Source organism: Williamsia sp., assembly GCF_036566845.1.
In the GTDB taxonomy this organism is placed as follows: Bacteria; Actinomycetota; Actinomycetes; order Mycobacteriales; family Mycobacteriaceae; genus Williamsia.
In genome coordinates this window covers 1-18,303 of sequence record NZ_DATCVM010000209.1, presented here as the reverse complement: position 1 = coordinate 18,303, position 18,303 = coordinate 1, and the positions used below count along the sequence as shown (strand labels likewise).

Annotated in this window: 17 protein-coding genes and 1 pseudogene; 13 read left to right on the top strand and 5 right to left on the bottom strand. The window is 64.1% G+C overall.

All coding sequences use genetic code 11. The annotated features are described in order from the left end of the window. The first annotated feature begins 575 nt into the window (after positions 1–575). Both VIQ49_RS20215 and VIQ49_RS20210 read left to right on the top strand, forming a co-directional pair. Entirely contained in the window at positions 576–1,274 is a 699-nt protein-coding gene (locus VIQ49_RS20215; RefSeq protein WP_331887964.1) for a response regulator transcription factor, read from the top strand. Further along, on the top strand, positions 1,271–2,719 hold the full coding sequence (locus VIQ49_RS20210) for an ATP-binding protein (RefSeq protein WP_331887962.1): 1,449 nt from the start codon (positions 1,271–1,273) through the stop codon (positions 2,717–2,719). Before VIQ49_RS20215 ends, VIQ49_RS20210 begins: the two co-directional genes overlap by 4 nt. 53 nt (positions 2,720–2,772) lie before the next feature. Here the strand turns inward: VIQ49_RS20210 and VIQ49_RS20205 are convergent, their stop codons facing one another. After that, complete coding sequence (locus VIQ49_RS20205; protein WP_331887960.1) at positions 2,773–3,198, bottom strand: HIT family protein; 426 nt, start codon at positions 3,196–3,198, stop codon at positions 2,773–2,775. Positions 3,199–3,296: 98 nt separating this feature from the next. On the opposite strand from VIQ49_RS20205, the gene VIQ49_RS20200 reads away from it, so the two are divergent. Together VIQ49_RS20200 and VIQ49_RS20195 are read left to right on the top strand one after the other, a co-directional pair. Then, entirely contained in the window at positions 3,297–4,568 is a 1,272-nt protein-coding gene (locus VIQ49_RS20200; RefSeq protein ID WP_331887958.1) for a bifunctional glycosyltransferase family 2/GtrA family protein, read from the top strand. Continuing rightward, positions 4,565–6,658 carry an ArnT family glycosyltransferase gene (locus VIQ49_RS20195; protein WP_331887956.1) on the top strand — a complete coding sequence of 698 codons (2,094 nt, stop codon included), beginning with the start codon at positions 4,565–4,567 and terminating at the stop codon, positions 6,656–6,658. The genes VIQ49_RS20200 and VIQ49_RS20195 overlap by 4 nt, the downstream gene beginning before the upstream one ends. Here the strand turns inward: VIQ49_RS20195 and VIQ49_RS20190 are convergent. After that, positions 6,642–7,547, bottom strand: coding sequence for a LysR family transcriptional regulator (locus VIQ49_RS20190; protein WP_331887954.1), 906 nt, complete (start codon positions 7,545–7,547; stop codon positions 6,642–6,644). The genes VIQ49_RS20195 and VIQ49_RS20190 overlap by 17 nt on opposite strands. Positions 7,548–7,668: 121 nt before the next feature. Between VIQ49_RS20190 and VIQ49_RS20185 the strand changes: the two genes are divergently transcribed. From VIQ49_RS20185 to purD, 4 genes are read left to right on the top strand one after another with little or no spacing between them, the layout of a single operon-like run. After that, a complete protein-coding gene (locus VIQ49_RS20185; protein ID WP_331887952.1) occupies positions 7,669–8,418 on the top strand; it encodes an SDR family oxidoreductase in 750 nt (249 codons plus the stop codon). 27 nt (positions 8,419–8,445) lie between these two features. Beyond that, positions 8,446–8,766: a nuclear transport factor 2 family protein gene (locus tag VIQ49_RS20180; RefSeq protein ID WP_331887950.1), complete on the top strand. Its 321-nt coding sequence runs from the start codon at positions 8,446–8,448 to the stop codon at positions 8,764–8,766. Continuing rightward, positions 8,763–10,007, top strand: coding sequence for a low temperature requirement protein A (locus VIQ49_RS20175; protein ID WP_331887948.1), 1,245 nt, complete (start codon positions 8,763–8,765; stop codon positions 10,005–10,007). The genes VIQ49_RS20180 and VIQ49_RS20175 overlap by 4 nt, the downstream gene beginning before the upstream one ends. A gap of 37 nt (positions 10,008–10,044) precedes the next feature. Then, complete coding sequence (gene purD / locus VIQ49_RS20170) at positions 10,045–11,295, top strand: phosphoribosylamine--glycine ligase (protein WP_331887946.1); 1,251 nt, start codon at positions 10,045–10,047, stop codon at positions 11,293–11,295. Here the strand turns inward: purD and VIQ49_RS20165 are convergent. Continuing rightward, positions 11,285–12,211, bottom strand: a complete 927-nt coding sequence (locus VIQ49_RS20165) for an SDR family NAD(P)-dependent oxidoreductase (protein WP_331887944.1) — start codon at positions 12,209–12,211, stop codon at positions 11,285–11,287. The two genes, purD and VIQ49_RS20165, sit on opposite strands and share 11 nt — an antisense overlap. A gap of 138 nt (positions 12,212–12,349) precedes the next feature. Here VIQ49_RS20165 and VIQ49_RS20160 point away from each other — a divergent pair, with 138 nt between their 5' ends. Further along, a complete protein-coding gene (locus VIQ49_RS20160) occupies positions 12,350–13,270 on the top strand; it encodes a helix-turn-helix transcriptional regulator (RefSeq protein ID WP_331887942.1) in 921 nt (306 codons plus the stop codon). A 123-nt stretch (positions 13,271–13,393) separates the two neighbouring features. After that, positions 13,394–13,831: a DUF2752 domain-containing protein gene (locus tag VIQ49_RS20155; RefSeq protein WP_331887940.1), complete on the top strand. Its 438-nt coding sequence runs from the start codon at positions 13,394–13,396 to the stop codon at positions 13,829–13,831. A 4-nt stretch (positions 13,832–13,835) separates the two neighbouring features. On the opposite strand, the gene VIQ49_RS20150 is transcribed toward VIQ49_RS20155, so the two are convergent. Both VIQ49_RS20150 and VIQ49_RS20145 read right to left on the bottom strand, forming a co-directional pair. Then, positions 13,836–14,786, bottom strand: coding sequence for a LysR family transcriptional regulator (locus tag VIQ49_RS20150; RefSeq protein WP_331887938.1), 951 nt, complete (start codon positions 14,784–14,786; stop codon positions 13,836–13,838). A gap of 138 nt (positions 14,787–14,924) precedes the next feature. Continuing rightward, on the bottom strand, positions 14,925–15,887 hold the full coding sequence (locus tag VIQ49_RS20145) for an alpha/beta hydrolase family protein (protein WP_331887936.1): 963 nt from the start codon (positions 15,885–15,887) through the stop codon (positions 14,925–14,927). A gap of 337 nt (positions 15,888–16,224) precedes the next feature. Here VIQ49_RS20145 and VIQ49_RS29010 point away from each other — a divergent pair, with 337 nt between their 5' ends. From VIQ49_RS29010 to VIQ49_RS20130, 3 genes and pseudogenes are all read left to right on the top strand, one after another. After that, the gene (locus tag VIQ49_RS29010) at positions 16,225–16,617 is read left to right on the top strand and encodes a hypothetical protein (protein WP_414731674.1); all 393 of its coding nucleotides are present in this window, start codon (positions 16,225–16,227) and stop codon (positions 16,615–16,617) included. 184 nt (positions 16,618–16,801) lie between these two features. Beyond that, a complete protein-coding gene (locus VIQ49_RS20135; protein ID WP_331887934.1) occupies positions 16,802–17,794 on the top strand; it encodes a polysaccharide deacetylase in 993 nt (330 codons plus the stop codon). Further along, positions 17,763–18,303, top strand: a pseudogene (locus VIQ49_RS20130) (hypothetical protein); the annotation flags it as partial. The gene VIQ49_RS20135 and the pseudogene VIQ49_RS20130, both read left to right, overlap by 32 nt.

Sequence of the window (18,303 nt, the reverse complement as noted above, 5' to 3'; positions counted from 1 at the left end):
CAGCGCCCGACCTGATGTACTTGTGAACCATGGTTACCCCTCGAATTCGGCTGATGATCCGCGCCGTCACTGAGTTGGTTGTGCGCGAATAGTGCTTCGCTACAAGATATTCCGCTGTCCATGCGGCCGTGCTCAGGGTCGTGTGCCAGCCTGTCGGTCACTCGGCGCGCTGTCTACGGGTTATGAGATCTGTGCCGCCGAGGGGACGATCCATTCCCGATCGCCGAGTTGTCGCGGCGGTCGGGTATTCGTCAATTGCACCAACTATCGGTTTACGGAGGGTGGTCGACAAATGTGTCGCAATTGCGACCTTGTTACCGTTTCGTGATCGAGCATTTTGGTCGAGGAATGGATGCATCCGGCGATTTGGTGCAGGAATTCCCTCAGATATGAAAGTTCCTTGAAAGCTGGAACTGAGTGTAAGAAATCAATCCTAAATTCTGAGCCAAACAAAAAATGAGCCGTCCGAAATATGAGTGGTCCAAAAGGTATTCTGAGGCAATGGAGATGGGTTCACAGCAACCTCACAGCTTGTCGGCAGGTTGCCGAAAGCAAGGTCGGGCACGGTGGCTGTCATGAGTGATCAGGGCGCGCGGGTATTGGTGGTCGATGATGAGCCGAACATTCTGGAGTTGCTGTCGGTGTCTTTGAAGTTCCAGGGTTTCGATGTCGAGACCGCTGCCGACGGCCCGCGGGCACTGGACCGGGCCCGCAGTTTCCGTCCTGATGCCCTGATCCTCGACGTGATGATGCCGGGTATGGACGGCTTCGGGTTGCTTCGCCGGTTGCGTGCCGACGGTGTGGAGGCGCCTGCGCTGTTCCTCACCGCCCGGGATTCGGTGGAGGACAAGGTCACCGGGCTGACCATCGGTGGCGACGATTACGTGACCAAGCCGTTCAGTCTCGAAGAGGTGGTGGCCCGGTTGCGGGTCCTGTTGCGGCGTGGTGGATTCGGGGAGAAGCCGGAGGTGAGCCCCCGGATCACCTTTGCCGACATCGAGCTCGACGACGACACCCATGAGGTGTGGAAGAACGGCGAGCTCGTATCGTTGTCGCCGACCGAGTTCACCTTGCTGCGCTACTTCATGATCAATGCCGGAACCGTGTTGTCAAAGCCCCGGATACTGGACCACGTCTGGAACTACGACTTCGGCGGTGAGGTCAACGTCGTCGAATCGTACGTGTCCTATCTGCGACGCAAGGTCGACACGGGCGACGTGAGACTCATCCACACCTTGCGCGGTGTCGGATATGTGATGCGTGAGCCGCGGTGACCACGGCCTCGGCTCGTACCCGCGTCGAGAAGCCGCGTCGAGGTGTCCCGCTTCGGGTGTCCCTGGTGGCGTTGACGCTGGTGCTGGTGACTCTCGGGCTCCTGGTTTCGGGCGTCGCCGTCACCTCCGCCATGCGGAACGACCTGATGGATCGCACCGACAAGTCGCTACGGGAGGCTGCCGCGGGCTGGGCCCAGCCGCGGGCGCTTCCACCGGCCGCGATGGACCCCCAGGATGTCGAAAAGGGGCGTCCGCCAACGCCGTATTACGTGCAGATAAGGCGAGCCGACGGTACGACGATGGTCATCAACGACACCGGGTCGCAGCCTGATCTGTCTGATTCAAACGACTTCGGGCCCCAGCCGGTGACGGTGCAATCGGCCGAAGGCGACGGTCCTCGCTGGCGGGTGGTGGAGACGACGTCGCCGTTCGGCAGCTCGATCGTCGCGGTGCAACTCACTGATGTCGACGACACCGTGAGCCGTTTGATCTGGCTGCAGGTGGGGATCGGTGCCGGGGTGATCGTGGTTGTCGGAGCTCTTGGATATCTGTTGGTGCGCACCAGTTTACGGCCGCTGGAGCGGGTCGAAGGCACTGCCCATGCGATTGCTGCCGGAGATCTGGATCAACGTGTTCCCCCGGCTGCGGCCAACACCGAGGTCGGACGTCTGGCGGCGTCGATCAACACGATGCTGCACCAGATCCAGGGCGCGTTCGCGGCGTCCGCGGCCTCGGAGGATCAGGCCCGCCGTTCGGAGGAGAACATGCGCCGGTTCGTCGCCGACGCCAGCCACGAACTGCGTACACCTCTGACGTCGATCATGGGGTTCGCGGAGCTGTACCGGCAGGGTGCGATGACCGACATGGAAGCGTTGATGTCTCGCGTCGAAACCGAGGCCGGGCGGATGGGATTGCTGGTTGAAGATCTGTTGATCCTGGCCAGGCTCGATGCGCAGCGTCCGCTGGAACGCGCGCCGGTGGATCTGCTGGCCCTGGCCTCCGACGTGGTGCACAGCGCCAGGGCGAGCGCTCCCGATCGGACCATCTCGGTGGAGGTGTTCGACGGCCCGGGCATCCCGGAGGTGTCCGGCGATGCCGCCCGGCTGGCGCAGGTGCTGAGCAATCTGGTCGGCAACGCCATCCTGCACACACCCGACGACGCGTCGATCACCGTCCGGGTCGGCACCGATGACAACGACGCGGTGCTGTCGGTGACGGACACGGGTCCGGGTCTGAGCGAACAGGACCGGGCGCGGGTGTTCGAGCGGTTCTATCGCGCGGACGCCTCGCGCCACCGCACCGACAACTCATCGGGCAGCGGTCTTGGCCTGTCGATCGTCGCGGCGCTGGTCGCGGCCCACGGAGGCACCGTGGGCGTGGAATCAGAACCCGGCGTCGGTGCGACGTTCTGGGTGCGGATCCCGCGGGAACAGGTCAGTGCCTGACCTGATTGTTCTTCCCGGTGATTGGTCGGCCTCAATCATCGGTGTGGTCGGCCTCAGTTGCTGACGAACTCGCCGTGGCCGAGGGCACGCAATTGCTCGCGGATCTTGTCGGCGGCGGCGTCGAGGGCTGCGGGATCGGGGTCCTTCTGCGCGTTCGCCAGATCGAAGGTCTCCAGCTGCCACGCCGGGAACACATGGACGTGCAGGTGGGGAACCTCCAGGCCGGCGATCAGCAGGCCCATCCGCGGAGCGTCGAAGGCCGCCTTCACGGCCAGCCCGACGGTCTGCGCAACGGAGGTGATCTTGCCGAACAGCGCTGGGTCGACACCTTCCCAGTGGTCGATCTCCTGACGCGGGACCACAAGCAGGTGTCCGTCGGACACCGGGTTGATGGTCAGGAACGACACGACGTCGTCGTCCTTCCAGACAAATCGTCCCGGGATGTCGCCATTGATGATCATTGTGAAAACCGATGCCATGTCCTGACCCTATCTCCCGCTGCCGACGCGGTGGCACTCATAGGAACCTGGCAGGAAGGACCAAGGTCGCAGACATCTGCGGATTCCACAGTTGTGGCATGACAGCAGACACCATCGACGACATCCCGGCCGAGGTGGCCACCATCGTCGTCGACCTCACGCCGGCAGCGCCGGTCCTCGACATCGTTGTCCCGGTCTACAACGAGGAAGCCGATCTGGGATCGTGTGTCCATAGGCTCTCCGAGTACCTCGGCACCCGCATGCCGTACTCGGCGCGCATCACCATCGCCGACAACGCCAGTACCGACGGCACATTGGCCATTGCCAGGGAACTGGCGGAATCGATCGGGGAAGGTCATCGGGTTCGGGTGGCGCACCTCGATGCGAAGGGCCGTGGCCGTGCCCTCAAGGCGCTGTGGCAGCAGAGTGACGCGTCGGTCGTCGCGTACATGGATGTGGATCTCTCGACCGACCTGAATGCTCTGTTGCCCTTGGTGGCGCCGTTGGTGTCCGGGCATTCCGACCTGGCGATCGGCTCTCGGCTGACGCGTTCATCCCGGGTGCTCCGCGGGACAAAGCGCGAGTTCGTCTCGCGCGGTTACAACCTGATGTTGCGCACCACCATGGGTGCGAGTTTCTCTGACGCGCAATGCGGGTTCAAGGCAGTCCGATCCGACGTCGCGCGATCATTGCTGCCGATGATTGACGACACCGGGTGGTTCTTCGACACCGAAATGCTGGTCATCGCACAGCGCGCCGGTCTGCGGATCGCCGAGATCCCGGTGGATTGGATCGATGACCCCGACAGCAAGGTCGACATCCTGGCGACCGCAACCGACGACATCAAGGGTTGCTGGCGCGTGGGCCGGGCACTGGCCGCCGGACGACTCCCGGTCGCCGAGCTCCGGGAAAGCCTGGGCCGGGGCGGGATCGGACCACAGGTTGTCGGTGTACCGCGCGGGCTGACCGGCCAATTGGTCCGATTCTGCTTGGTGGGCGTCGTGTCGACGGCGGCCTACGCGGTCCTCTACCTCGCGCTGCACTCCTTCGCCGGTGCCCAGATCGCGAATCTCCTTGCGCTGCTGATCACCGCCGTGTTCAACACCGCAGCCAACCGGGCGTTCACCTTCGGGGTGCGCGGCCGGATCTACGCCGCCCGGCATCAATTGCAGGGCATCGCGATCTTCGGCGTCGGCTGGGTGTTGACCGCCGGATCATTGCTGCTGCTGTACACCTGGGCGCCCGACGCGTCCAAACACGTCGAACTGGCTGTGCTGGTGGTGGCGAATCTCATCGCCACGATCATGCGATTCGTGGGCTACCGCTTGGTCTTCCGGAAACCACAACACAACAAGGAGGTACCCGCATGACGGTGCTGATCGATCGACCGCCCGCCACGCCCAACCCCGAATCCGCCGACGATGCGCAACCGGGCTCGCCCCGGCCCCGATGGGAATGGCCCGCTTTCGGCGTTCTCATGGTCGCCACGGCGATCCTCTACCTGTGGAACCTGAGTGCCAACGGCTGGGCGAACTCGTTCTACTCGGCGGCGATTCAGGCTGGGTCGCAGTCGTGGAAGGCCTGGTTCTTCGGTTCGTCGGATGCCGCGAACTCCATCACGGTGGACAAACCGCCGATGTCGCTGTGGATTTCGGGATTGTCCGTACGGCTCTTCGGGCTCAACTCGTGGGCCATTCTGGTGCCGCAGGCCCTGATGGGTGTGGCGTCGGTGGCGCTGCTCTACTGGATTGTCCGCAAACGGTTTGGTCCGGCCGCCGGACTCATCTCCGGCGCTGCCCTGGCGCTGACCCCGGTCGCGGTGTTGATGTTCCGGTTCAACAATCCCGATGCCCTGCTCGTGTTGCTGATGATAGCGGCGGTCTGGGCAACCCTGAAGGCCGTCGACGACGGTCGGGTCCGGTGGATGATCCTCGCCGGGGTGTTCGTCGGGCTGGGATTCCTGACCAAACAGATGCAGGTGTTTCTCGTCATCCCGCCATTGGCGTTGACGTACATCGCCTTTGGGCGCAGGACCTGGCTGGTCCGGCTCGGACATCTGTTCGCCGCGCTCGGGGCGACGATCGTCTCGGCGGGCTGGTGGGTGCTGGCCGTGGAACTCTGGCCGTCGGGCTCGCGCCCGTACATCGGAGGTTCGCAGAACAACTCGATCCTCGAACTGACATTGGGGTACAACGGTTTCGGACGTCTCAACGGTAACGAAACAGGCGGTGTGACCCCTGGTGGCGGCGGAATGGGCGGCGCTGAAGGGTTTCCCGGTGGCCGGGGAGGCGGCATGTGGGGTGAGACCGGCTGGACGCGGATGTTCGACTCTGCCCAGGGCGGGCAGATCGCCTGGCTCATCCCCGCGGCATGCATCCTCGGGGTCGCGGCAATCATCTTGCGCGGCAAGGTAGTACGCACCGACAGTCGGAGGGCGGTATTGGTGGTGTGGGGCCTGTGGCTGGTGACCACCATGGCGGTGTTCAGTTTCATGGCGGGGATCTTCCACGCGTACTACACGGTGGCACTCGCCCCGGCGATCGCCGCCCTGGCCGGTGCCGGTGCCGCGCAGTGCTGGCAACGTCGCGATCGGTTGTGGGTGCGGCTGATGCTGTCCGGTGCCGCACTGGCGACGGGCGTCATGGCGTACGTTCTCCTGGGCCGGACCCCGGACTTTGTCCCGTGGTTGCGTCCGGTAGTGCTGATCGGTTCGATCGTCGTCGCGATCGTGTTGGTGTTCTCCCACCTGGCAAAGCCGGCTCTGCGCCGGGGTGCGCTCGCCGCAGCGTTTGTCGCCCTGGCCCTGGGGTTGGTCGGCCCGGCGGCATACGCCATCGACACCGTGTCGTCGACACGGTCGGGTTCCATACCCAGCGCGGGTCCGGCAACAGCGGGCGGATTCGGGCCGGGTGGCGGGATGCGCCGGATGGCCGGCAATGCCGAGGGCATGATGCCGCCCGGAATGGCCGGACAGCAGGGAATGGCCGGGATGCCGGGCGGGCAAGGGGCGCCGGGTGGTCAGGGTGTGATGCCGGGATCCGGTGGCACCGCCGGTGGCCAAGCGCAGATGGGGGAGGCCGGTCAGAGGGGCGCCGCGGGTGGCGGACTGCTCTCCGGGTCGCAACCGACCGAGGAACTGGTCGCGCTCTTGAGTACCGATGCCGGCGACTACACCTGGGTGGCGGCCGCGATCGGCTCCAACAGCGCGTCGGGATACCAGTTGGCCACCGAGCACTCGGTGATGCCGATCGGTGGATTCAACGGGAGCGATCCATCGCCGACGCTGGTCGAATTCCAGGTGTACGTGAACGAGGGCAAGATCCACTACTTCATCGCCGGCGGCGGTCAGATGGGAGGTGGCGGTGGCACCGCCTCGGAGATCACCGAGTGGATCGAGGCCAACTTCACCGCCACGACGGTGGGATCTGTGACGCTCTACGACCTCACGGATCCGAAGTAGCCGGGTTCTCGGGTTCGGCGAGCAGGGAATCGCGAACACGGGAAAAGGTGTGGGGCAACCACAAGGCCTGGACGGGCACCAGTGGCGGATGGTCGAAGTCGAGTACCTGCACTCTGCCGCGCAAGCCCGCACCAGGTGGATCTGTGACGAAGGCGCATCGTCGTGAGTCGACAACTGCTGTCATGGGTGGGGTTCCCTGGATCGGGTTGACGACGAGGTTCGGTTCGAAGCCCGCTCTGCGACATGTTGATACGAGAAAATCGGTGTAGTACGAGCGGTGGGGTGGGGCCCAGACGACGATCTCGAAATCGGCCAGGGCTTCGATGGGCACGTTGGGCCTGGCCGCCAGCGGGTGGCCGGTGGCAACCGCCAGTCTCACCTGGTGGTAGCCGATCACCGCCGCTGCGAGATCGGACGGTGTCTCGACTCCACGCCGCAAACCGATATCGATTGTGCCGTCGAATAACTGGCTTCGGATATCACCGGGAAAGGCCTGGCGTGCAGTGACGCGTCGGGCCGGATCGTTTGCGGTCGCCCGAGTGATGAGGTCGTACACCTCGGTGCCGGAGATGGCCGGCGTATGGCCGATCACAAATGCCGGTTCGGACGCGGATGCCGCCGCCGACACGCGGGCGACCAGCCGCTCGGCACCGGCAAGAAGGGGCAGGGCCCCGCCATGGAGTTCGGTGCCTGCCGGTGTCAGTGAGAGTCGGCGTCCGGATCGGTCGAAGAGTGCAACTCCGAGTTCGATCTCGAGTTGGCGCATCGCACTGGATAGGGCCTGTTGTGAAACGAACAGCTCGGAAGCTGCGGCGGCCAGGCTCGGAGCGGTGGCGACAACAACAAACTGCCTGATTCGGCGGAGGTCGAGTGGTGACTCTGACGGCACGGGATCAACTCTTTCACAATCAGCGCTTGTGGGAATACCCAAAAAGAGTGATTTTCAGTTGTGAATATTCGATCTACCGTCGGCGGTGTCATCACGAAATCGACCGACACAGAGGTTATGAATGAGCAACTTGCAGGGTAAGACCGCCATCGTCGCTGCGGGCGCGAAGAATCTCGGCGGACTCATCAGCGTCCAGTTGGCCGAACTCGGTGCCAACGTTGCGGTGCATTACAACAGTGACAGCTCGGCGCCGGACGCCGATCAGACGGTGGCGGCTGTTGAGGCGGCGGGCGCGAAAGCGCTGAAGTTCCAGGGCGACCTGACCAAACCGGCCGCCGTGACTGCGCTGTTCGACACAACGCGTGAGGCATTCGGCGGTGTCGACATCGCCGTCAACACGGTGGGGAAGGTGCTCCGCAAACCGATTCTCGAAACAACCGAGGCCGAGTACGACTCGATGTTCGATGTCAATTCCAAGGCCGCATATTTTTTCATCCAGGAGGCGGGACGATCTCTCCGAGACGGTGGCAAGGTCATCACCATCGTCACGTCGCTGCTGGCTGCCTATACCGACGGCTACTCCACCTACGCGGGCGGCAAAAGCCCGGTCGAGCACTTCACGCGGGCGGCATCCAAAGAATTTGCAGATAGGCAAATCTCGGTGAACAATATCGGACCAGGGCCGATGGACACACCGTTCTTCTACCCGCAGGAAACTCCCGACCGCGTGGAGTTCCACAAATCACAGGCCATGGGAGACCGCTTGACGACCATCGAGGACATCGCCCCGATCGTCACGTTCCTCGTCACCGACGGTGGCTGGATCACCGGCCAAACCCTGTTCGCCAACGGCGGCTACACAACCCGATAGCAGCCACCCCCCAAGAAGGAGTTGAAGTTGCCTGAGGTTCCCACCCCTGTTCGCCGGCTTCTCGATGCCTCGAACGCAGGAGATCACACACGATTCTTGGACAGTTTCACCGCCGATGGCGCAGTCGACGACTGGGGCCGGGTGTTTCGAGGCCGCACGGCAATCGGAGAGTGGTCGGCCGCCGAGTTCATCGGCAAGCAGGTGACGGTGGCGCCGACCTCGGTGACAGACACGGGCGAGGGCACAGTCGTGATCGGACAGGTCGGAGGCAACGGATTCAACGGCCCCAGCACGTTCACGTTCCGCGTCGATGGTGATCAGGTCAGCCTGATGACGATCCGAGAATGAGCGCCGTCGAGATCCGACATCGGATCACGCGCATGGCGGGCCGTGATCCACATGAGGGCGGTCGGGCGGCCACAAGTCTGGAGTTGTTCTTCGACCTCACGTTTGTGGTCGCCTTCTCGTTCGCAGGTCTGCAGGTGGCGCACTATGTCGCCGAAGGGCATTACCGGACCGCAGTGCTCGGATTCGTGTTCAGCACGTTCGCCGCGATCTGGGCCTGGATCAACTTCACCTGGTTCGCGTCGGCCTTCGACACCGACGACTGGGTCTATCGCCTGACCACGATGGTCCAGATGACCGGTGTGCTGATCCTGGCGCTGGGTATCGCGCCGGTCTTCGAATCCATCGACGCCGGTGGTGTGATCAACAACCGCGTCATGGTGCTCGGATATGTTGTGATGAGGCTGGCGATGGTCGCGCAGTGGGTACGTGCCGCCCTGAGCACTCCGCGGTATCGCCGCACCTGCCTGACGTACGCCGCCGGGATCTCGCTGGCGCAGGTGGCATGGGTGGCCGCGATCTTCCTCGACACGACGCTATATCCGACCATGATCATCATCGGCGCGCTGGTGGTGTTCGAGATGGCCGTTCCAGTCCTCGCCGAGTACATCTCCGATGAGGGCACGACGCCCTGGCACGCACATCATGTCGCCGAGAGATACGGATTGCTGGCGATCATCACCCTCGGTGAAGGCATCGTCGGAACCGCGGCCGCCCTACAGGCGATCGTGCACGGACAGGGTTGGACGATCGAGACCGCCGTCGTCGGTGTTGCGGGTGTGGGGATCACGTTCGGGATGTGGTGGATCTACTTCGTGGTCCCTTCGGGCCACGCACTGCATCTACGTCGTGGCCGGGCATTCGCCTTCGGCTACTTCCACATCATCATCTTCATGTCGATCGCGATGATGGGGGCGGGACTACACGTCGCGGCGCTTTACCTCGAACACGAGGCGACGATCGGGAAGACCGCGGCGGTGAGTGCGGTGGTGATCCCGGTGGGGATCTACCTCGCGTCCATCTATCTGATCTATGGATTCCTGCTGGGTTTCGACGGCCGCCATCTGGTCGAGTTGGCCGGTATGGCGGTGATCCTGGTGGTCTCGGTTGTGCTTGCCGCTCTGGGTGTTTCGGTGGCGATCTGCTTGATGGTCGTCGCCTTGGCGCCCGCTCTGGGAGTGGTGGGCGACGAGCTCGCGGGTGGCGAGCGCAGACGGCAGGCGCTACAGGTCCTGGAGGCGTAGGTGTGGGCTCAGGGTGCCGGGCGGTAGGGTCAGGCACGTGCGAGTACTCGTCATCGGATCGGGCGGCCGTGAACACGCCCTCGTCCTGGGTCTGAACCGCGACCCGTCCGTCACCGACTTACATGTGGCCCCGGGCAACCCCGGTACCGCGGCGTTGGCCACCAATCACGCGGTCGACATCGTGTCCGCCGATGCTGTTGTGGCCCTGGCCACATCGATCAAAGCCGACCTGGTGGTCATCGGTCCCGAGGTGCCACTGGTCCTCGGTGTGGCCGACGCAGTGCGGGGAGCCGGGATCGCCACGTTCGGCCCCGGCGCCGAGGCCGCAAAGATCGAGGGCTCCAAGGCATTTGCCAAGGATGTGATGTCGGCGGCCGGCGTGCGGACCGCACACAGTGAGATCGTCGACAACCCGGCACATCTCGACGCGGCGCTCGATCGCTTCGGACCGACCTGGGTGGTCAAGGACGACGGCCTGGCCGCAGGCAAGGGTGTGGTCGTCACCGCCGACCGCAACGCCGCCCGGATCCACGCTGCCGACCTGCTCGAGAGCGGGCATCCGGTCCTGCTGGAATCCTTCCTCGACGGACCCGAGGTGTCGCTGTTCTGCCTGGTCGACGGCGCCGCCGTGGTTCCGTTGCTGCCGGCGCAGGACCACAAACGGGTCGGAGACGGCGACGTCGGACCCAACACCGGTGGCATGGGTGCGTACACCCCGTTGCCATGGCTGCCCGACGAGATGGTCACGCGGATCGTCGACGACGTCGTCAAGCCGGTCGCGGCCGAGCTCGTCGCACGCGGCATCCCGTTCTCCGGACTGCTCTACGCCGGACTCGCGATCGGCGCCGATGGGCCTGCCGTTGTCGAATTCAACTGTCGCTTCGGCGATCCGGAGACCCAGGCGGTGCTCGCGCTGCTCAAGTCGCCGCTCGGTGTCGCGTTGAACGCCACGGCCACCGGGATACTCGACCAGCTGCCGCCCCTGGAATGGGAAGACGGCGCAGCGGTGACCGTGGTCGTCGCCGCCGAGAACTACCCGGGACGTCCGCGAACCGGGGATCTGATCACCGGCTCCGACGGCGAAGGCGTCCTGCATGCCGGTACCGCAATCGTCGATGGTGCTGTGGTGTCGGGCGGGGGCCGGGTACTCAGTGTGGTCGGGGTCGGTGCCGACCTCGCCGCCGCGCGGGCCCAGGCCTACAGCCGGATCGCAACGGTCAAACTGGCCGGTTCACACTTCCGCACCGACATCGGACTCGCCGCAGAAGAAGGCCGGATCAGCATCTGAGGTCGGCCAAAAGCTGCTCGGTGTAGTCCCAGAGTTCGTCCTCGCGCGCTCGGTCATACGATTCGTCCGACGACCGGACCACGCGGCCGCGGTCGATGTAGTCGCCTGTTGCCGCGACGATGCCGCCGAGGGCGGTGTCCTTGAGGTGGCGCGCTGCGGCGCTCTTCGTGGTGGCGATCGGGGTGAGGGTCAATGCCGGCATCACTCGGTTGACGATGAACTGCTCGAACCGGTTCGCATCGCGCGCCAGACCTGTACCCGGGACGAATCCTGGGTTGTACGAGACGATCTGCACATCGTTCGGCAACCGGCGAGCGAACGCGTGGACCAGATGGACAACCGCCAATTTGCTTGTGGAATAAGCGGTTCGACCGGCCACGGCTGACTCCGGATCCGCGAATGCGCCAGGTGCGGCCAGCGTGGCGGGATGGTGCCATACCGGTGCCGGAACGATTCCGAGGTTGTGCCGGAAGTCCCCGAAGTGGGTGTCGCTCGTGGTCACGGTGATGCGTGTGCCGGCCTCGAGACTCTCGGAGAGGCTCCGGATCAGCACGTGGTTTGCCAGGACATTGACCGCGAAAGTCTCCTCGTAGCCGTCCGCGGTCTCCGTCAGGGCGTTGGTCAACTGGATCCCGGCGTTGGCGACGATCCCGGCAAGCGGCGGTAGGTCGCCGGCGCTGAGCAAGGCCTTGATCCGATCGGCGGTCGCACGAATCTGGACCGGCGACGAGAGGTCGGTGGTGATGACGGTGACGTTGCCACCACTGCCCCGAAGTTCGGTGGCGATGTCGTCGGCGTTGCCGCGGGCGAGGAGGACCAGGTGGACGTCGGGGTTGCCGGACACGATGTACGCCGCGGCCAGTCGGCCGATCCCGCGGGTCGCGCCGGTCATCACAAAAGTGCGGGTGGGGGTCATCGAACTCTCCTTCAGGTGCTGCTGCTCGCTTCTGTCTGTTGAAGAATCACCCGCCCGACCGCAGCGGGCCAGATCACCGGCGAACACAGGGACTGGCAGTACCAGGCTCGACGCGGCGGGTTGCCGCACAATGGACAGGTGACAACGTCTCGAATGGACGCAGGGGAGCTGATCCGGCGGTGGCGCGATCGCCTCGATCCGGTCGACGCCGGCATCACCGTGGGAACCCGGCGCCGTGTTCCGGGTGTGCGCCGCGAGGAGCTCGCGCAGCTCGCCGGGGTGTCGGTCGATTACCTGATCCGGCTCGAGCAGGGACGGGCCACGCGTCCGACCGACTCCGTGATCGGGTCGCTGTCGCGGGCGCTGCAGTTGAGCCGGGACGAGCGCGACCATCTGTTCCGGGCTGCGGGGCTCCTGCCGCCAGGGGATCGCCTCATCGACGACCACATCCCGCCCGGAGTGGCACGGATCCTGAGTCGACTGGGTGATCAACCGCTGGCGGTCTACGCCGCTGACTGGCAACTCGTCCGGTGGACGAACCCGTGGTCGGCGCTACTCGGCGATCCGAATGCGGTGCCGGCGGCCGATCGCAATCTCGTCCGGGTCGTCTTCAGCTGTGACATCGGGGAATTCGTCAGGTCGGAGAGGGACGCGCACCACTTCGAGGCGGCCTTGGTGTCCGACCTCAGGGAGGCCGGGGCCCGATACCCGTCCGACCCACGGGTGGGTGGTCTGATCGACGAGATGAATGCGCGTCACCCACGATTCGCCGAACTGTGGCAGCGGGCCGAAGTCGGCGTTCATACGTCCGATCGCAAGACGATCAGACATCCGACGGTCGGAGACATCACCCTGGACTGCGATGTCCTGACGGCTGCGGGTTCCGACCTGAAGCTCGTCCTCTACACGGCCATGCCCGGCAGCCGAGACGCCGAACTCCTCGAGTTCCTCCGCGTGGTGAACCGTCCAGGATCGGTATTCGAGAGCGGCCATGAGCGTCCGGTCTGCGCCCGCCGGCCCCGCGTTGTCAACGGAAATCTGTTGATGGACAGCGAATGACTGTCCATGGCGCGACAGGTCGCCGGCGTGTGTTCGACTGACGCCGCGCACCGGCAGCGGAGCTCGATCGCTGCCGGACTGAAGGTGAAGCGCCGATGACAGAGCCCGACGGAGTTGGAGGCAATGACGCATACAGACGATCGGGTGTGGCCTTCTCTGCGCGTCATTCTCGAACCAATCGGAGTGATCGGGGCGTGCGTTGCCACCGGCGTGGTCGTCTGGTTCGCTGATCCGACTACACCGGGTGGTGTACTGCCGGAGTGCCCGACCAAATCACTGCTCCACATCACATGTCCGGGTTGTGGAGCACTGCGGATGATCTACTCAGTGCTGCACGGAGATCTTGTTGCGGCACTGCACTACAACGCTTTGGCAATGATCGCGCTGTTCCTTCTTGCTGCTTGGTACGTCGGGAACTGGTTGATTCGAGTGCGCTCGCCATCCCATACCCGAGAACCGGTGGACGCCGGCTGGGCTCCGAAAGTGCTTTTGTGCGTAGTGTTCCTGTGGTTTGTGGTGCGCAATGTCCCCGGGGACCCCTGGACGGGACTTCGTCCATGATGGATCAATCCGTAGTGGCCTGTCCGTCTGGTTCACTGGGCTGGAGCCGAGGCATTGGAAGCCGTTCCCGAGCTGCAGCTAGAATACGCTCGCGCATCGGAGAAGTGGTATGTGGGAGCCACAACGCCTGAACCGGTGCCAGGGGAGGGTCTTCGAAGTCGATGACCGTCACTCTGCCGTCGTAAGCTGATCCGGCTGGGTCGGTGACAAACGCACACGCCGTGGGATGAGCGATCACAGCGGTTCTGGGCGGCGTTCCCTGAACCGGATTGACGATGAGCTGTGGGTCGAAACCCGCTCTGCGGCAGTGGGAGACCAGGAAGTCGGTGTAGAAGGAATGGTGCCTGGGTGCCCAGACGAGTATCGGGTGAGATGCGATATCGGCCATCGTCACGGTGCCGCGACGGGCAAGGGGATGTGAGGAACTGACGGCCAGGCGCAGTTCGTGGTATGCGATGATGGAGCTCGCCTGGTCGGGAGGCGAATGCACACCCCGGCGTAAGGCGAAATCGATGGTTCCGTCAAAAAGTCGGGGACGAATCACGTTCGGGTACAGAGAAACTGCAGTGAACTGCAGGTCCGGATCGCTGGTCGCCAGGGGCTCGATGATGCGGTAGACCTCCTCACTCGAGATTGCCTGCGTGTGACCGATCATGAACGGTGCAGGCTTTTCTTGAGCAGCGGTTCGAACGGCGCGAATCACTTGCTCGCCACCGGCCAGTAACGGCAGAGCCCGCGTGTACAGTTCCTGGCCGGCCGGGGTGACCACGAGTGTCCGGCCGGTGCGAGTGAAGAGCGGCACCCCGATCTCGGTCTCGAGTTGACGAATGGCTGAAGACAGCGCCTGCTGGGTCATATGCAATTGCTGCGCAGCAACTTTGAGGGTCGGTGCCTCGACCGCTTTGACAAAATAGTCGAGACGCCGAAGATCAATCGAAGGAAACGAGGGTGGCAAGGTTGGATCCGTCCGTGGAAGTAATCCGGGACCAGATCATCCGGTGACCGTCCCGGGTGTTGTCTGGGTGCGGTGAACGCGGATCATCTGGATCGTGGTGGTGACTACCCTGAACTGGTGTGAGTTGTCCAGGGAGCGTTACTCGTTCAGCAGTGTGATCAGGTCGGTCGAGGACGTATCGGTGATCACCTGGAGAACATGCTCGTACGACCCGGAGTCGGAAGACACGATCGAACTGTGGTTCTGCCCCGGCAGCAGTTCGACAGCAGCCTTGCCGCCGTCCTGTTTGACTGCTGCTACATAGCGCTGAGAGTTCGCCGGCGCCACGACGTTGTCGTCGGCGCCGTGCATCGCGATCACCGGCGTCTTCGGGTCGATGTTCTGTATCGGGTCGACGGAGGCGTATCGATCCGGGACCTCGGCCGGCGTGCCGCCGAGTGCTGTGACGATTCGATCGTCGCCGTGGGTCGCGGCGTAGACCATGTCCAGCGGTCCGGCGAGTGAGATGACCCGCGTCGGGCGAAATGAGGGATGGGCACCCACTTCGTCGTCGCGCAACTGGTGGCGAGTTCCGGCCCATACCGCAAGCTGTGCCCCCGCGCTGTGCCCCACCACCAACTCGTCGTCGGTGGTGAGTTGCGGAAACTTCTGGTCGATTTCGGTGACGTAGTCGAGGGCGCGCGCGACATCATGAAAGGTGGTCGGCCATCCGCCGCCGGAGCCGACCCGGCGGTATTCGATGTTGTAGACAGCCATGCCCCGGGCGGCGAGGTCGCGAGCCAGGGGATCGAATATCTCTGCCCCGAGTTGGCTTTGCCAGGCGCCCCCGTGCACCAGGACCACCAGCGGTATCGAGTCGGGCGCCTGTGCGCCGGCGGGCAGATACAGATCGGCCCAGTTCTGCTTCGTGTCAGCATTGTCATGAGTGGGGTACTCGAAGCGCTCGACAGTGACCTCGGAGACAGGCGCGGGTGACGATTCGGCGGCGTCACGTACTTCTGCTGACTTCGGGGGTTCGGTGCCGGCATTTTCGGTGCACGCCGTCACCATGCTGAGTGCGAGGATGCCGATCATCACCGCCAACCATCGGAAACGAGACATCTGCCTGCTTTCTCAAGTATGAAGTCTGCTCTCAATACAGTCGCAGTTTAGTCACAGCAGTCCAGCGTCAATTAATCGGCAAATGCAGACAACTGATATTTGTGGATCGTAAAGACTCCATTGTCGAACGTGACGGATGGTTGTTTGTCGCCGTTAACTACTTCTCAGCGAACGGTCAGGAACTGTTGCGCGCACTGTGAAACACAATCTGGTTGAGGGGTAGTTGATGAGGGTTCGAGCGTGGTTCTGCGCCGCTGTCGTGGGGCTGTCCGTCGTGGGTTGCGGGAGCGACGGCTCCGAGACCGCACCCAGTAGTTCGGCTCCGTCGTCGGTGCGTGTGACACCGTCGGTTCCGCCTTCAGTCACCGTCGACGAGAACGATTCCGGCGCCACCGTTCCCCCGGCCTCGCCGCACCTTCCCGACCACGGGACGACGCCGTCGCATCCGCAAAGCAGTGGCACCCCGTGCGAGGGGACGGTATGCACGAATCCGAATCATGGCGGCGGTGACGATCCGGCGGCCAATGGTGGTGCGGTGATGCCCAATCCGAATGGCGATGGGTCGAACGTGCCGTGCGAGGGGACGGTATGCACGAATCCGAATCATGGCGGCGGTGGCGATCCGGCGGCCAATGGTGGTGCGGTGATGCCCAATCCGAATGGTGACAGGTCGAACGTGCCGTGCGAGGGGACGGTATGCACCAATCCGAACCATGGGGCAGGCAGCTGAGGTGAGAGGATGCCCTCACCGCACACTCTGGACTGTTTTCATCCTTGCTGTGGCGTCATGCCTGGCAGCGTGCGCCGATCCGGTGACGAGGTCTGTGCAACCGACAACGGGGTCGTCCGCGGCGCTGTCGATAGGGTCGGCGACCGAGCCTGCGGAGCCCGCTCGCCGGGCCGGCAATGTGCCGATGACACGTCTGTCCGCGGGGGAAAAGCCGCCGCAGTTCATTCTCTTCTCGTTCGACGGGGTCGGGGTGTCGGAGAACTGGGATCTGTTCTTGGAGACTGCCGAGCAGTCCGACGCTCGGTTCTCGGCTCTGATGACCGGGTTGTACTTCCTCACCGACGACAACAAACACGAATACCAGGGGCCCCGGCACGCCCCGGGTGAGTCATCGCTGGCGTTCGGGGGAACCCGGGTGGAGGTCATCGAGCAGATCGAGTACCTGAACCGGACCTGGTACGGCGGTCATGAGATGGGTACCCACTACGTCGGGCACTTCTGCGCGGGTACCCGATACCCGGGGCGGGACTGGAGCACCGAGGACTGGGATCACGAACTGACGCAGTTCTTTCGGCTCATGACCGACTGGCGTGAACTCAACAACATTCGTACGGGACCCGACCTCGCCTTCGGACCCGAAGTGGTGAAGGGCGGACGCACGCAGTGCCTGGAAGGTGGCATGGGCGAACTGTTTCCGGCGTTGGGCAGGCACAACATGACCTGGGACTCGTCGAAAGCCGCACAGAAGGCGGGCGTCTACTGGCCCACCAAGGTGGGGAGCATCTGGGAGTTTCCGGTTCCGTACGTCTGGTCACCGCCGCTGCAAGCGCAGCAAACCGCCCTGGATTACAACTTCTGGGTCAGCGTCAACGGTGGGCACGACCGTCGTGCGGACAGCGCGCGGATCGCAAAGGTGGTCACCGGGACATACGACTACATGTTCACTCGCGCGTTTGAGGGAAATCGGGCCCCGCTGGTCATCGCGAATCATCTCAATGACTGGAACGGTAACGCCTTCAACCCGCCGACCGTGCGGTTCATGGCCGACAAATGCGCTATGGCGGAAGTCGTCTGCGCGACCTACCAGGACGTGATCGCCTGGATGGAGCTGCAGGATCCCGCGGTCCTTCAACAGTGGACATCGCGTGCGCCCGTTGCCGTCGACGCCACCCGTTAGAGCCGCCGGCCGTCGCGGGCTCGCGAGTCGCAGTCGCGGCGACACGCCTCGTCTCACCGGTGGGGAGCGTTCGGACGCGCTGCGCCTGTTGGTCGTCGCGCTCCCATTGTCGCTGGCCGCCACGGTCGCCCTGGGCGCAGTTCTGCTGCCGGCGACCTCCTACGCCATCCTGGTCGTGGTGGCGTGCACCGTCATTCCGATCGACCTGGCGTCGGCGGTGAAAGCGATCCGTGACGAACGTGTCCCGTTGCGAGTCCGCAATCTCCTCACCGTCGAGAGCGGCTACAACGACGGAATCGTTGCACCTCTGTTCTGCCGTCTCGGGAGCGTGTGGAGCAGCGCGAACCACATTCGAATGGCGTTGATCCTGGCCCCGCTGCTGGCGTACGGCACCGCGATCGAGCTGAGCGCCAACGGGTTCATCGCCGCGTTCGTGTGCGGAATCGGGTTCAGGGCGGTCCGGGCGGGTGCACCCGCCGACGGATCCGAGATCAGCTTGGTAGAAGACC